Origin of the sequence: Mycobacterium yunnanensis, from assembly GCF_025823185.1 — a bacterium.
Classification (GTDB): domain Bacteria; phylum Actinomycetota; class Actinomycetes; order Mycobacteriales; family Mycobacteriaceae; genus Mycobacterium; species Mycobacterium yunnanensis.
This window is the reverse complement of the sequence record NZ_JACKVK010000008.1, coordinates 586020-600770: the sequence shown is the minus strand read 5'-3', so window position 1 is coordinate 600770 and position 14751 is coordinate 586020. Positions and strand designations below refer to the sequence as shown.

At 68.0% G+C, this 14751-nt stretch carries 13 protein-coding genes; 4 read left to right on the top strand and 9 right to left on the bottom strand.

The genetic code is table 11. The features are described 5' to 3' along the window. The first annotated feature begins 19 nt into the window (after window positions 1-19). Window positions 20-3142 carry a bifunctional cytochrome P450/NADPH--P450 reductase gene (locus H7K45_RS12890; RefSeq protein ID WP_263996200.1) on the top strand — a complete coding sequence of 1041 codons (3123 nt, stop codon included), beginning with the start codon at window positions 20-22 and terminating at the stop codon, window positions 3140-3142. Window positions 3143-3147: 5 nt separating this feature from the next. On the opposite strand, the gene H7K45_RS12885 is transcribed toward H7K45_RS12890, so the two are convergent. After that, complete coding sequence (locus H7K45_RS12885; RefSeq protein WP_263996199.1) at window positions 3148-4500, bottom strand: ABC transporter substrate-binding protein; 1353 nt, start codon at window positions 4498-4500, stop codon at window positions 3148-3150. 92 nt (window positions 4501-4592) lie between these two features. Between H7K45_RS12885 and H7K45_RS12880 the strand changes: the two genes are divergently transcribed. After that, on the top strand, window positions 4593-5300 hold the full coding sequence (locus tag H7K45_RS12880; RefSeq protein WP_263996198.1) for a haloacid dehalogenase type II: 708 nt from the start codon (window positions 4593-4595) through the stop codon (window positions 5298-5300). A gap of 27 nt (window positions 5301-5327) precedes the next feature. Here the strand turns inward: H7K45_RS12880 and H7K45_RS12875 are convergent, their stop codons facing one another. Then, a complete protein-coding gene (locus H7K45_RS12875; protein WP_263996197.1) occupies window positions 5328-6671 on the bottom strand; it encodes a TetR/AcrR family transcriptional regulator in 1344 nt (447 codons plus the stop codon). Window positions 6672-6897: 226 nt separating this feature from the next. On the opposite strand from H7K45_RS12875, the gene H7K45_RS12870 reads away from it, so the two are divergent. Further along, complete coding sequence (locus H7K45_RS12870; RefSeq protein WP_263996196.1) at window positions 6898-7176, top strand: ANTAR domain-containing protein; 279 nt, start codon at window positions 6898-6900, stop codon at window positions 7174-7176. 17 nt (window positions 7177-7193) lie between these two features. Next, window positions 7194-8000 carry an MOSC domain-containing protein gene (locus H7K45_RS12865; RefSeq protein WP_263996985.1) on the top strand — a complete coding sequence of 269 codons (807 nt, stop codon included), beginning with the start codon at window positions 7194-7196 and terminating at the stop codon, window positions 7998-8000. A gap of 4 nt (window positions 8001-8004) precedes the next feature. On the opposite strand, the gene H7K45_RS12860 is transcribed toward H7K45_RS12865, so the two are convergent. The 7 genes from H7K45_RS12860 to H7K45_RS12830 form a co-directional block, all read right to left on the bottom strand. Then, a complete protein-coding gene (locus H7K45_RS12860) occupies window positions 8005-8433 on the bottom strand; it encodes a nitroreductase/quinone reductase family protein (protein ID WP_263996195.1) in 429 nt (142 codons plus the stop codon). Continuing rightward, on the bottom strand, window positions 8426-9070 hold the full coding sequence (locus H7K45_RS12855) for a DUF3159 domain-containing protein (protein ID WP_263996194.1): 645 nt from the start codon (window positions 9068-9070) through the stop codon (window positions 8426-8428). The genes H7K45_RS12860 and H7K45_RS12855 overlap by 8 nt, the downstream gene beginning before the upstream one ends. Beyond that, window positions 9067-10947 (bottom strand): S9 family peptidase, encoded by a 1881-nt coding sequence (locus H7K45_RS12850; RefSeq protein ID WP_263996193.1) that lies wholly within the window; start codon window positions 10945-10947, stop codon window positions 9067-9069. The genes H7K45_RS12855 and H7K45_RS12850 overlap by 4 nt, the downstream gene beginning before the upstream one ends. 105 nt (window positions 10948-11052) lie before the next feature. Further along, window positions 11053-11709, bottom strand: coding sequence for a TetR/AcrR family transcriptional regulator (locus H7K45_RS12845; RefSeq protein ID WP_443677448.1), 657 nt, complete (start codon window positions 11707-11709; stop codon window positions 11053-11055). Between the two features lie 37 nt (window positions 11710-11746). Then, window positions 11747-12556: a carbon-nitrogen hydrolase family protein gene (locus H7K45_RS12840; protein ID WP_263996192.1), complete on the bottom strand. Its 810-nt coding sequence runs from the start codon at window positions 12554-12556 to the stop codon at window positions 11747-11749. 19 nt (window positions 12557-12575) lie between these two features. Next, window positions 12576-13910, bottom strand: a complete 1335-nt coding sequence (locus H7K45_RS12835) for an MFS transporter (RefSeq protein ID WP_263996191.1) — start codon at window positions 13908-13910, stop codon at window positions 12576-12578. Continuing rightward, complete coding sequence (locus tag H7K45_RS12830; RefSeq protein ID WP_263996190.1) at window positions 13907-14671, bottom strand: HpcH/HpaI aldolase family protein; 765 nt, start codon at window positions 14669-14671, stop codon at window positions 13907-13909. The genes H7K45_RS12835 and H7K45_RS12830 overlap by 4 nt, the downstream gene beginning before the upstream one ends. Window positions 14672-14751: the final 80 nt, after the last annotated feature.

Below are 14751 nucleotides of genomic sequence, written 5' to 3'. Positions count from 1 at the left end.
GGTGCCTATGCTGCGCGACATGCCCGAGTACGCACCAAGCTCGCCCCCGTCGATCGACTCTGTCCCAGCCGTGGACGGCCCGCTGCCGGCGGCTGCCGAACTCGCCGGCAGGCCCTACGCGCTGCCCATCGACGTGCTCGCCGAACGCCACGGCCCGATCTTCTACGGCACCTGGAGCGGAACCCGAAAGCTCTACGCGTGCTCGGTGGAACTCGTCGCGGAATTGTGCGACGAGAGCAGGTTCGCCAAGAACCTCACGCAGTCTCTGGCGCGGGTGAGACCGCTGGCGGGCGACGGACTGTTCACCGCCTTCCACGGTGAGCCCAATTGGCAGAAGGCGCACGACGTTCTGCTGCCCGGCTTCAGCTACGCGGGGCTGCGCGCCTATCACGACGCGATGCTCGACATCAATCGCCAACTGGTCGCGCGGTGGGACGCGCGGGTCGGCGTCGGTCCGGTCGACGTCTCCGACGATCTGCAGAAGCTGGCCATGGACACCGTCGGGCTGGCGGGATTCGGAGCCCGATTCGACTCCTATGACTACGACGGGCTGGCGCCGATCCCGCAGAGCTTCACCAACGCGATCACCGAGGTCTTCCAACACGGTGAGACCCCCGAGTTCGAGGCCGAGCTGTCGACCCTGCACGCCTACTTCGACGAGCTCATCGCCGGGCACACCGTGGGAGAGACGGGAGATCTGCTCCACGTGATGCTCGGCGCGCAGGGCGACCAGGCGCTGGGCACCGACAACGTCCGCAACCAGATCATGACCTTCCTCATCGCCGGACAGTTGACGACCTCCGAGCTCATGCCGAACACCGTCTACAACCTGCTTCACCATCCCGGGGCGATGGCACGGGTGCGCGCCGAAGTGGACGCGGTGTTCGGGCCCGACGACGATCATCTGCCGACCTACGACGACGTCGGCAAGCTCGCCTATCTGCGTCAGGTGATCAGCGAAACGCTGCGACTGTCCCCACCGGTGCTGAACTTCGACAGAATGGCGTTGGCCGACACGGTCATCGGCGGGCACTATCCGGTCAAGGCGGGCGAGGCGGTCACGATCCTGACCGGGGCCCTGCACCGCCAACCGGAGTGGGGCGACAATCCCGAGCTGTTCGACCCGTCCCGGTTCGATCCCGCCATCGCCGAAGCCCGTTCGACCGCGTCGTTCAAACCGTTCGGCACCGGCGAACGCTCCTGCATCGGGCGGCAGTTCGCGCTGCACGAAGCGGCCATGCTGATCGCGCGGGTCGTGCACCGCTACCGGCTCGTCGACTCTCAGCACTACACGCTGCAGTGGGACGGACTGAGCCGCCGCCCGGTCGGGTTCCACGTCGACCTCCTTCGGCGGACCCCCGCCGATCGGGTGGTGACGCCCGTGGCGACCGTTGCGACACCGGCGAATTCGGCGGCTTCCCGGGTAAGGGCGGGAACGACGCTGGCGGTCCTGCACGGCTCGAATCTCGGCACGTGCCGCGCGCTGGCGAGGCAACTCGCCGAGGAGGCCGCCGACATCGGCTGCGATGCGACAGTGGCGCCCCTGGACTCCGCTGCCGAAAACTGGCCCGACGCCGACGCGGTGGTGATCGTCGCGTCGTCCTACAACGGCCAGCCCACCGACGACGCACGCGAGTTCGTGGACTGGCTGTTCGGAGCCGACGCCGAACTCACCGACGACCCACTGTTCGCCGTCCTCGGCGTCGGTGATCACAACTGGGCCGACACGTATCAGGCCATCCCGATCCGCATCGACGAGCGGCTCACCGAACTCGGCGGTCAGCCGTTGCTGCCGCGCGCTGCGGCGGACACCTCGGGGGACCTCAACGGAACGCTCGAAGGATTCTCCGGCGCGCTGTGGTCGGCGTTGGCGGCGCGCTACGGCGACCCCGACGCCGTGGCGGTGACGAGCAACGACGAGCCGCTCTACGACCTGCGCCCCATCCAGGGTCCGGTGACCGCGGCGATCGACGCGCGGTTCGCCGTCCAGCCGATGACCGTCACGCTCAACGACGAACTGGTGAGCACCGCGGGTCAGGCCAAACACTATGTGCGGGTGGCACTTCCCGATGACGTGTCCTACTCGACGGGTGACCATCTGACGGTGTTGGCCGACAACCCTCCCGAGGTGGTCGACACGGTCTTGCGACTACTGAAGATCGACTCGGACCTTCGGCTGGCGGTCAACCCCCGGCGCACCTCGCGGCGGCTCATCGCGCTGGACCGCGAGGTCAGTGTGCGCGACCTTCTCACCCACTTCGTCGAACTCCGCAAACCGGCGACCCGCAGCCAACTGCGTCGGCTCGCGGCGGCCAATCCGTGCGATCCGGAGCGCGCGAAGCTGGAGGAGCTGGCTGACTCACCCGACCCGTGCGTGCTGAGCCCGTTGGAATGCTTGCACCAGTTCCCGGCCTGCGTCCTGACGGGCGCCGAACTGCTCGAACTTCTCGAACCCATGACACCGCGGCACTATTCGATCGCCTCGTCGTCGAAGTTGTCGGCGCGCGAGGTGGCGGTGATCATCAGCGTCGTCGACCTGCCGGCACGCTCGGGCGTCGGGCTGTTCAAGGGCGTCGCGTCCAATCACCTGGCGGGAGCCGCCCCCGGAACGACGATCCGGGCCAGGATCGATCCCGCCCGGCAGGCGTTTCGGGCGGGCGCCGACCCGCAGCGCAACGTCATCCTCGTCAGCGCCGGTACGGGGGTGGCGCCGTTCTGCGGGTTCCTCGGCGACCGGTTGGCGGCAAAGCAGGCCGGCGAGCCGTTCGCCCCGGCGCTGTGTTTCTTCGGCGTTCGAGACCCCGACGTGGACTACATCTTTCGCGATCAGTTCGAGGACGCCGAGCGACAGGGCATCGTGCGCATGCGGCCGGCGTTCTCCCGGGCGCCGCGGGCCGGGGTGCGCTACGTACAGGACCGCATCGCCGCCGACGCCGACGACGTCTGGGAACTGCTCGGCGATCCCGACAAGGACACCCACGTCTTCGTGTGCGGCGACGGCGGCCGAATGGCCCCGGCCGTCCGCGAGTCCTTTCTCGCCATCTACCGGGCGCGCACTGGACGGGACGACGCCGAGGCGAAGGACTGGCTGGAGGATTTGGTGGCCTCGGACCACTACGTCGAGGACGTGTGGGCCGGGTAGGCCAGTTACGTCAGGGCCTTGTCCCACTGATTCTGGGAGTTCTCCAAGGACTGCTGCACGGTCTGCGTGCCGTTGACGGCCAGAGCGATCTGGTCGACGAGACCCTGCAGCAACTGTGGCGCGCCCGCGGTCTTGGGCCACACCAGCGGGTTGCCGTTGAGTCCCTCACGGATGGGGCCGATGGCCTTGGTGACCACCTTGGCGTACCCGTCGGAGTTCAGCACCTCGCCGCGGGCGGGGTCGATGCCGGCGCCCGGGGTCGAGGAGACGACGAGGTTCTGCGGGGCGGCGGTGGCCCACGCGATGAACGCCGAGGCGGCGTCCTGGTTCTTGGTGGCCGTGGAGATGCCCAGCCCGAAGCCGGCGTCGAGCGCGGTGCGTGGGGTTTTGTTCGCACCACCCACGGGTAGCGACAGGGCGCCCCACTTGCCGGCGATCTTGGACGCCGTCGGGTCCTCCGCGCGCAGGGCCATGTCCGTCCAGGTGTCGAGCATCGCGCCCTGACCGCTGAGGAACGCGGTGTTGGCCTGGTCGAAGCCGATCTGCAACGGAGTGGGTAAGGCGGCGGGCGACACCTTGACGAGGTGGTTCAGCGCCGCGACCGACGCATCAGAGGTCAACTCGGGCTTTCCCTTGTCGTTCAACAGGTTTCCGCCGTACCCGGTGAGACGGTTGATGTAGGAGCAGCCGAGGATCATCGGCACCTGCTGGCCGGAGACGATGGCGCCGTAGGCGGCGCCCTTCGCGTCGGTGGTGATCTTGGCGGCAGCGTCGTCGTACTCGTCCCAGGTGGTCGGCGGCGCGACCTTGTACCGGTCGAAGAGTTCGGCGTTGTAGAAGAGGATGTGCACGTCCCCGTCGTAGGGCAGGCCGTACCGCTTGCCGTCGAGCAGGGTGTACGGGTCGTAGATGGACTTGAGGTAGCCGCTGGTACCGATCTTGTCGCCGTTGGCGTCGATCCAGCCGGTGAGGTCGGTGAGGGCCCCGGCATCGACGAGATCACCGAGGCCGAAGTAGAAGTAGTCGAAGACGTCGAATTCGCCGGTGCCGCTTTGCACGTCGAGGATCTGCTTGCTGGTCAACTGGTCGTACGGCGCGGCGGTGACCTCGAGGGTGCCGCCGGTGGCCGCCTTCCACTTGGGGGCCAGGACGTCGCGGAAGGACGTCACGTGCGGCTGGTTGACCAGCAGCTTGAGGGTGACGCCGTCGAAGCGGCCGCTCGTCGGGGCGGAGGTGGACAGCGCCGAGGTGCTGGCGTCGGAACCGCAGGCAGCCAGGGCGGGCGCGAATGCCATTGCACCGCCCGCGAGTCCGAGGAGTTGGAGCGCACGGCGACGGCTGAGATGGGCGGAGGTCACGTGGGGGGACGGTAAGGGAGGGACTGGCGATCAGGCGATGGTTTGACTCGTGATGATCGGTTAAGTCAGGGCGTCGTCCACAATGGAAGACGATGACGACACTCGACTCACCCCATGCTGCCGATCTGCCCTCGGTGTTGGTCTTCGACGTCAACGAAACCTTGCTCGACATCGAGTCGTTGGGCCCCCACTTCGAGCGGATGTTCGGCGACGCCGGCGTCCTGCGCACGTGGTTCGGGGAGCTCGTCACCTATTCGATGACGTTGACGCTGTCCGGTTACTACGCGGACTTCTCCACCCTCGGCGGCGCCGTACTGCAGATGGTCGCGACGATCAGGGGCGCAGTGGTCACCGACGACGACCTGCAGTCCTTCGCCGAGGGGATGCGCACGATGCCAGCGCACCCCGACGCCGCGGCGGGCTTGGCGCGGTTGCAGGCCGACGGCTACCGCCTGGTGACCCTGACCAACTCACCGCATCGGCCCAATGTGCCGTCACCGCTTGAGAATGCGGGCCTCGGCGACTTTTTCGAGCATCAGTTCACCGTGGACACGCTCGGCGTGTTCAAGCCGTCGATTCACCTGTACCGCCGGGTGGCCGCGCAGGTAGGGGTCGACGTCTCGGGCTGCATGATGGTGGCGGCTCACACCTGGGACACGATCGGTGCGCAGGGCGCCGGCATGCGCAGCGCGCTGATCACGCGGCCCGGGAACGCGCCGCTGGTGGCCCCTGGCGTCCCGCAGCCGACGGTGATCGCGAGCGACGTCGTCGACTTGGCAAAAGTGCTTGCGGCTCTTTAGTTCCGTTGAATCTCCGCGGCGCAACCGTCAGGATGGCTTCGCCATCCGCGCCCGAGACCTGGCCGGTCGTGCGGCGAAGCTGGTGACGTAGTCGAGCGCGGCGGCCGCCGACGTCTCGAACGGTTCGACGCTGCCGGTGACGTGCGTGAGCAACGCGCCACCCTGGTGCGCGGCGACGATCGACACGGCGAGGTGGCGCGGATCGGCGTCGGCCCGCAGTTCGCCGCGCCGGCGCATCGCCGACATACCGTCTTCGAACAATCCTGACCAGCGGTCGTACCCGGCGGCCAAGTCGTCGAGGACGACGTCGTCGGCCTCGAGGAGTTCTCCGGTCAGGGAGCCGTAGATGCATCCCCCGCGCAGGTATTCCGCAACGGCGTGTTCGCGGCACAGGTCCACCCAGGTGCGCAGCGACTCCAAGGTGTCCAACCGACCCAGCACGTCCTGGGTGTGAAAGGCGACCACGAAGTCGGTCCGCGCCGCGATCACCTGACGCGTCAGGTCCAGCTTGTCCGAGAAGTAATGGGAGATCTGCGATCCGCTGACGCCGACGGCCCGACGCACGTCGTCGAGGCTGGTGCCGTTGACCCCGTGCTCGAAGATGAGCTCGGCCGCGCCGTCGATGATGCGAGTGCGCGTCGCCATGCCCTTGGCGGTGAAGCGAGGCGTCTCACCCGGCTGGTCATGCCGAGGACGGGGCCGGGGCCTGGACTTGCGCGGGGGCCGTGGAGCGCGTTCGTCGGGGTTCTTGGCGTGCAGGCGAACGTAGTTCACGAGGAACCGGGTGACGTCGGCCAGTGGCCATTCCTGCCGGTAGGTGAAGGCGAGCAGTCCCGCACCCTGGTGCAGGGCGACGACCGCCAGGGCCATCTGGCGGGACTGGGCGGATCGCACCAGCAGACCGCGGCTCTTCATGCGGGCAAAACAGTCCTCGAGCAAGGTGACCCAGCGCCAGTAACCGTCGGCGAAGGTCTGCCGGGTGGCCGTGTCCGACTTCGCCAGCTGACCGGCCAAGGCGTGATAGGTCGCGTTGCCGCGATAGCCGACCTTGCGCAGATAGCGCACATTCAGGGCGGCCCACTGCTCCCAATCCTCGAAGGTGTCGAGCCCACCCAGGCGTGGCTGTCGGTGAAACTGCAGCACGATCTCGACCTGGCGCGCGACGACGGCGCGGACGAGGTCCTGCCGGTCGACGAAGTAATGGTTGAGCTGCGATCCGCTGACCGATGCCGCCTGACGCACCTTGTCGAGGTTGAATGCCGTCAGTCCCTCGGCGAGCAGGACCTCGGCGGCCGAGCGCAGAATTCGTTCGCGTGTCGCGAGCCCCTTGGCGGTGAAGCTCCGGTGCTCCGAGGCATCTGCGGTGGTCATCGTGCTCGTCAAGATACCGTGCATGCGTCACGTGTCGCAGGCCCGAGGGCACGTCGGCCGCGCGCCCGTCATCACGTGATGACGGTCCACCCCCCGGCGCGGTCGACGTGGACAGCGACCTCCAAGGCTCAAATCCGCCGACACGCAGTCGAGCGGGACTAGGGTTTGGGGGAACGGTCCCATTCGCGCGGAGAGCGGGCCAACCGTCGTCGAAGGAGACCCAAGAGTGAATGGCAGCCGGATCGCCGACCCGTGGACCGACGAGCACTCGGGGACCCGAACTCTCGACCTCGCCCTTGGCGTCCTCGTCGGGTTGCGGCGCTGCGGCGCCGGGGTGGCGTTCGCGGAGTTGGTTCAGGTGAGTACCGACCGGGGCCTGTCACCATTTGCGCTCGGCCGGGCGTTGGTGGCCGCGGCCAGCCGTACCTCGGTAGCCGACACCGCCGCCGCGACCGCGGTGACCGAGGAGTGGGGCGGGTTGCTCGACGCCACCGTCCCGTCGTGACCGCTCCCGCGGCCCAGATGCAGGTGGGTTCGCTCTACCGGTATCCGGTGAAGTCGATGCTCGGTGAGGCCGTCGATGCGCTAGCCGTCGATGAACAGGGCGTCGAGGACGACCGTCGTCTCGCGCTGATAGATGAAGAGACGGGCCGGGTGGCCAGCGCCAAGCAGGCGCGGCTGTGGCGTGGTCTTCTAACCTGCAGTGCCACAGTCGATTCAGGCGAGGTGAGCATCCTCCTGCCGGATGGGGCTCGACTGGCGGCCGACGCCGACGAGGTGGACGCGCGGCTCTCCGAGCTGCTCGACCGGCCGGTCAGGCTGGCGAACAGCCGGCCGACGGGCGCGTCACTGGAGCGGGCCGACCCCGAGCAGGTGCTCGAGTTCGGCCTCGACGCGGTGGTCGACGCGCCGCTACTGGAGCTGGCGGAGGCCACCCCGGGTACGTCCTTCCTCGACTACGCTCCGGTGCACGTCATCACGACCGCCACCCTGGAGCACATCGGCACCGAGGCCGAGCGGTACCGACCCAATCTGGTGATCGCGACGCCGCCGGGACACCCGGCGTATGCGGAGAACGACTGGACGGGCCGCACGCTCGTCGTCGGCGGGGCGCGCTTGCGCGGCATCGGCCCGACGCCGCGATGCGTCATCCCCACCCTGGAGCACGGTTCGCTGCCTCGCGATCCCGGAGCCCTGCGTACGCCTGCGGCCGAAAACCGCGTCTCCGCAATGGACATGGGTGTGCTGCCGTGCGCCGGGGCCTACTTCGAGGTCGTCGGCGCGGGCACCATGCGGGCCGGGGACGGCGTCACGCTCGAGCCCTGCTAGAGGCTCAGCCCCTCGCGAGTTCGAAGACGGGGATGACCCGGTCGGTCTTCTTCTGGTACTCGCCGAAGCCGGGAGCGCGCTCGACGATGAGGTCGTAGACGCGGTCGCGTTCGTCCTTCGGGAGCTCGTTGGCGACCATCTGCTGAGGCGGCTCGGCCCCGATCTCCACGGTGACGGCCGGGGTGGCCCGAAAGTTGAACACCCATCCCGGGCTCGCGTCGCGGCCGGCCGCCGATCCGACGACGTAGATCTTGCCGTCGATGTCGAAGTAGCCGATCAGGTTCTCGCGTGGCTCCCCGCTCTTGGCGCCCGTGGAGGTCACGATCAGCAGCGGGAAGCCTTCGAACTGCCCGCCCACCTTTCCGCCATTACTGCGGAACTCCGCGATGTTGCGGGCGTTGAATTCGCGCTCGGACGTCATCTCGTCAGCCATGGGTTCCATGGTGGCACCGTTGCGCGCTTTGGTGCAGCCGATTCGCCCGTCGCACCGCCCACACCACGACGACGAGCGCCACGGCGCTGAGCGGATAACCCATCGCGATTCGGGCGAACGCCAGCCATCCCGTCGCGTCGAGTCCGTAGAGCCAATTCTGCACCACGAACCGGGCCGCGAACGTGACGGCCAGGGCGAGCGTCGCGATGTCGTAGCCCAACCGGGCCGACGGGTCCACCCGCCATCCCTGACCGCCCCCGCTCATGGCGCCCCAGATGACACCCACCAGCGGTCGTCGCAGCAGGATCGAGGCGAAGAACACCACCGCCACGGCAAGACTCCCCCAAATACCCACGAGGAAGTAATCTTTCGCATCGCCGCTCTGGTAGGCGATGAAGGCGCCGATGGCGACGCCCACCAGGCCGGACACCGCCGGCTGCAAGGGTTCCTTGCGCAGCACGCGCAGCAGCGTGATGCCCGCGCCGGCGCCCACCGCCAACGCCGTCGCGGTGTTCAACCCGGTCACGGCGTCGGCTACCACGAACACCACGCTGGGCACGCTGGCGTAGATCAACCCCGGCACGCCTCCCGCCTGCTGCAGAACGCTGGGCTTGCCCTCGTCGACGGTCCTCGTCACGCGCGACCGCCCAGGTGTCGCGCGAGGAACCCCGTGACGGCATGCCACATCTGAAACACGTTCTCGGAGTTGACCGCGCCGTGTCCCTCGTCGGCCTGGACGAGGTAGTCGACGTCGGCGCCACGGGCACGCAACGCGGTGACCAGGTTGTCGGACTCGGCCTGCACCACGCGGACGTCGTTGGCGCCCTGGATCACCAGAAGCGGTGTCCGGATCTCGTCGACCCTGGTGATCGGTGAGCGGGCCATCATGTCCGCCAGCTGATTCGGATCGTCGGGATCTCCGACGTACCGGTGCCAATTGTTGACCAGGTGCGGCCGCGCAATCGGCGGCAGCGTCCGCATGAAGTTGGCCAGATCGGAGATGCCGACGTAGTCGACGGCCGCGGCGAAGAGGTCGGGGGTGAACGTGACCCCGACCAGGGCGGCGTACCCGCCGTAGGAGCCGCCGAAGATCGCCACGCGGTCGGGGTCGGCGTAGCCCTGCTCCACCGCCCAGTTCACCCCGTCGACCAAGTCGTCGTGCATCTTCCCGGCGAACTCGCCGATCGCCGCTGTGAGAAAGCCCTTCCCGTAGCCTAGCGATCCGCGAAAGTTGACCTGCAGCACGGCACAACCGCGATTTGCCAACAGCTGCACGCCGGCGTCGAAACTCCAGCTGTCGCGGTACCACGGCCCACCGTGAACGACGAGCACCAGCGGCAGGTTCCTCGGCTCGACGCCGACCGGCAGTGTCAGATAGGAATGCAAGTCCCACCCGTCCCGGGACGGGATGGTGACCGGTTGCATGGGTGCCAGCGTCTCCGGATCCAGATGCGGCAGGGGCCGGAATAGCAGGCGACTCTCGCCGGTGTCGTGGTCGTACAGGTAGGTGGCGCCTGGGTCGCGGTCGTGGTTGAACCCGACGACCCATCGTCGGCCGGACTCGTCGGAGGAGAGGCGACCGAGGTCCCCGTCGGAGAGCTTCTCCAGGTTGGCCAGCACGTCGGCGAATTCGGGGTCCAATGCCCGAATGACCTGACGCTCGCCGAGATAACGCACCCCGAGCAGTGCACCGGTGCGCCGGTCCTGGATCAGCGGGGCGGGAAAGATGGGGCTGACGACGGCCCGAGGGTCGACGTCCAGCTCTGGATGGGCGTCGACCTCGGTCTCCTCCCCGGTGCTCAGGTCGACGCGCACGATGCGGGTGCGGTCCGTTCCGCGGCTGGACCCCATCCACACCTCCGTGCCGTCGGGGGTGACGACCAGCGGGTGAATGCCGACGGGGTAGTCACCGCCGTCGAGGACGACGATGGGGTGCAGGGTGCCGCTCGCGTCGTCCCACCGCGACAGCTCGAGGTCGCCGTCGGAGTTCAGGGCGGTGGCGAACAAATCCCCGCGCTCGCTGCTCAGCCAGCCGTTCACGTTCCCCGGGTTGACGGCGCGGAGTGTGAGAACGCCTGTGGCGACGTCGAGTTCGTGGACGTCGAGCAGCGTGACGTCCCGGTCGTTCAGCATCACGGTGGTGGTGCCGTTCTTGACTTCGCGCACGGGTAGGGCCATCGCCCCGGGGAAGGGCGTGAGGTCGACGACGGGAGCGTCCGGGTCGTCGAGGTCGACCCGATGGATGTGCCAATTCTCGTCGCCGTTGGTGTCCTGGAGATAGATCAGCCAGCGGGGATCGTCGGTCCACTCAAAGTGCATGACGCTGCGGTTCGAGTCGGCGGTCACGCACCGGGCCCCATCGGCGTCGGGCTCGAGACCCTGGACCCACACGTTGAGCCGGTCCTTCCAGGGGGCGAGGAAGGCGATCTTGGTGCCGTCCGGGGAGATCGTGGCGGCCGCTCGAGTGGGCGGACGGAAGATGCCTTCCACGGGAATCAGGTCGGGCAATGCCATGACGGTCCTTTCGGGTATGAGGGCATGACTGAGTACGCCGCCAGGGGTCGGACGTCTGGCGCGCGGTAATGCTGGATGGGTTGTGGGAGAGGTGCTTTCGGTCGACTAGGGTTCCACCGGCCCGCCCAGGCGGCCGTTGGTGGCGTCGCGGATGGCTCGGTCGACCAACGCCAGAGCCTCCTGCTGACTGACCTTTTCCTTCTCGACGATGGCCCGGCGGCCGACGTCCTCGTCGACGACGCGGAACGCCGCGGTGACGGCGGCGGCGAACAGTCGTGCGGTGAGGTCGTCCGGCGGCAGGCGTAGCCGTTTGGCGACGACGGGAGCGAACCCGCGCTCCATCTCGTCGTGCACCATCAGGTACGCGGTGCGCAGAGCCGGTTCCGTCGCCGACATCGTGGCGATCCTCAGCGAGGCAATCTCGTCGGCGAGTTCCCGCTCGGTGAGGGGGTTTTCGATCATGTCCGCCGCCATGTGGTCGGCCAGTGACAGCTCGTCCGGCCAGCGATCGGCCAGCGCGATGAAGCGTTTCGCCGACTGCGCCAGGACCGGCTCGACGCAACTCTCCTTGGTGCGGAAGTAACGCCAGATGGTCCTGGTGGAAAGTCCTGCGGCAGCGGCAATGTCGTCACCCGTGGTGCCGGCCACACCGCGTTCCCAGAACAGCTCGCAGGCATGCCGGGACACACGCAGGCGCGCTTCGGACTGCTTGTCCTCGGCGGTGTCGATGGTGGACCTCCTGTCACTTAATGACAGGACCACTGTGTCACTAAGTGACACGACGGTCAAGCGGCCGAGGTCAGACCGGGTTCGTCGCCTCCACGACGCGGAAGCGCCGCAGCGCAATCGCCGGGTTCTTCGCTCGCACCCGCTTGACCCGTTCGGGATCGAGGGTGGCAGTGCCGAGACCCTCCTCCTCCCCCACCGACGCCAGCACGACGCCCATCGGGTCGACGATCATGCTGTTGCCGGCCCCGGACGTTCCGCACTGGTCGGCGGCGGCCAGGTAGACGGTGTTCTCGATGGCGCGGGCCCGCAACAGCGTCGTCCAGTGGTCTTCCTTCAGCGGACCGGGCACCCACTCGGCGGGCATCAGCACGGCGTCGGCCTCAGCGTCCACCAGCCGCCGCGTCACCTCGGGGAAGCGCAGGTCGTAACAGGTCTGCAGACCGAAGCGCAGACCGCCGACGGTGAAGGTCTGCGGCGGCTCGATCTCTCCGGGCCGCACGAGGCTGGACTCGGTGTAGCCGAAGGCGTCGTAGAGGTGCAGCTTGCGGTAGGTGGCCACCACCTTGCCGGAAGCGTCGACGGCCAGCAGCGTGTTGTGGATGCGGTCACCCTCGTCGGTGGCCTCGTTGAGGCCGCACACGATGGCGATGCCCTGCTGTGCCGCAAGCGCTTTCAGCTCGGCGACGAAGGGGCCGTCGAGGCGTTCGGCCGAGGCGACGAACCGCTCGTCCATCACCGGGACGGTGAACATCGAGTACTCCGGGAACACGACGAGCTCGCTGCCCTGCGCCCGCGCCTCGGACACCAGGCCGCGGATCGACGTCAGGTTGGCGGTCTTGTCGTCGCCGGGGGCGAACTGGGCGACCGAACACGTGACCATGGGGACCTCCTGTGACGGGTCAGGCGGGGGCGGGCGGCGGGGCCATGCGGTCCATCCGTCCGAGAACGACGGTATAGCAGAGAATTCCGAGGAGCAGCACGACGCCGGTCACCATGAAGGCTCCGGCGAACGATCCGGTGGCGTCGACGACCAGGCCGGTGACGATCGGCGCGGCGATGCCGATCAAATTGGCGATGAAGTTGACGATGCCGCCGAGTGATCCGGTGAGACCTTCCGGCGCGATCAGGGAGACGATGCTCGAGCCGGCGGGCACCGACACCGCGAGTCCGGCCGCGCCGATGGAGATGAAGACGATGGCCATGCCGATGGTGTCGACGTAGGCGGCGCCGGTGACGGCGAGCGCAGCGAGCATGCTGACCACCAGCACGATGCGGCGCACCTTGGTGACCTGACCGGTGCGCTTGATCCACCAGTCCATCAGCAGGCCGGCAATGAGGAACTGTGCGATCACCGCGACCAGCCATGGGATCATCGAATACAGGCCGCCCTGAAGCAGATTGACGCCGAACTCCTTCTTGAGGTAGCCGGGCAGCCAGGTCAGCAGCACGTAGTAGGCGTAGGTGTAGGAGGCGTAGCCGAGCGCCAGTCCCCACGTCTTGCGTTGCCTCAGCAGGTGACCGACGCCGCGCAGTGACCCCTCGGCGATGTTCTCCTCGTTCTCGGCGTCACCGGCCTTGAGGTAGGCCAGTTCTTCGGCCGACATCTTGCCGTCGGCGACGGCTTGGGCCGGGCTGCGGTACAGCAGCCACCAGGCCACCAGGTAGACCAGGCTCAGCACTCCGGTGAAGAGGAACGCCGCGTGCCAGCTGAAGGTCGACACCAGGAAGGCCATGATGGGAATGCCGATGACGTTGGAGAGCTTGGCGCAACCGTCGAAGATGGCCGTGGCCGTGCCGCGTTCCTGCTTGGGGAACCACTGCCCGATGGCCTTCCAGCCGGCGGGGACGGTCGGCGCCTCGCCGACGCCGAGCGCCAGGCGGGCAACGATCATCAGGCCGAGTCCACCGGCGGCCGCCGCGAGGAACGACGCGAGCGCCCAGAGGAAGACGCCGACGCGGTTGACCCACGGCACACCGATCTTGTCGATGATGCTGCCGATCGGCATCTGGAGCAGGGCGTAGGTCCACAGGAACGCCGACGCGAGGATTCCCATCTGGGCGGCACTGATGTCGAAGTCGTCCATGATGGCCGGGGTGGCCACCGACAGGTTGACCCGGTCGATGTAGTTGACGAACATGCCCGCGCCGAGCAGTCCGCCGATCTGCCAGCGAAAGCGCCCCGGGCTCTTGGTCATCGGCGCATCGCTGATCGGTTGCGCCTGAACCTCACTCATCGGCTGCTGCCGTTCAGGGCGAGGCTGCGGTCGACGTCGGTCATCGCGTCGTGCGCGGCGGACAAGCCGGCCAGCAGCGCGCCGTGCTCCATGGTCAGCGCCATCTGGTCGGCGCCGTGCTCGACGGCGAACCGCTTCTCCTCCGGGCTCCAGGCGGGCAACAGCCAGGGCTTGCCGGCAGTGCGGGCGGCCGCGGCGATCCGGGCCAGGTCGGTGAAGTCGCCGTCGGTGCGGGCGTAGGCACCGCGGTCTCGCCGCAGCGAGAGGTCCGACGGGCCGATGAAGACGCCGTCGACGGTGTCGAGGGCCAGGATGGCGTCGATCTCCTCGATCGCGCCCGCGTCTTCGATCATCGGGTAGCACCGCGTCTTGGCATCCTGGGTGGATACCCATTCGTCGGTGAAACCGCCGTAGGAGGAGGTGCGCCCGCCGGCGAAGCTGCGGTCGCCCAGCGGCGGGAACTTGGCGTAGCCAGTGACGACGGCGGCGTGCGCGGCGTTCTCGACGTGCGGGATGGCGACGACGTCGGCGCCGAAGTCCAGCGCCTGTTGGATCGGGCCGCGTTCGGGTCCAAGCACTTTCGCGACGACCTCGAGGCCGATGGCCTTGAGGAACGGGATGAAGCGTTCCAGATCGGCAAGGTCGAACGTGCCGTGCTCGATGTCGAGGACGGCGGCGCCGTAGCCGATCTGGCGGGCGATTTCGGCGGCGGCCACGTTGGGCCCGGACAGCCACACGGCGTAGCGACGATTCGATTCCACGGTCTCTCCCTGAGGTGGTCGGGCGACGGGCGTAGCGTGTGTACATCTCTTGTATACACAGAGTGTGCGTCAAGTGTCCA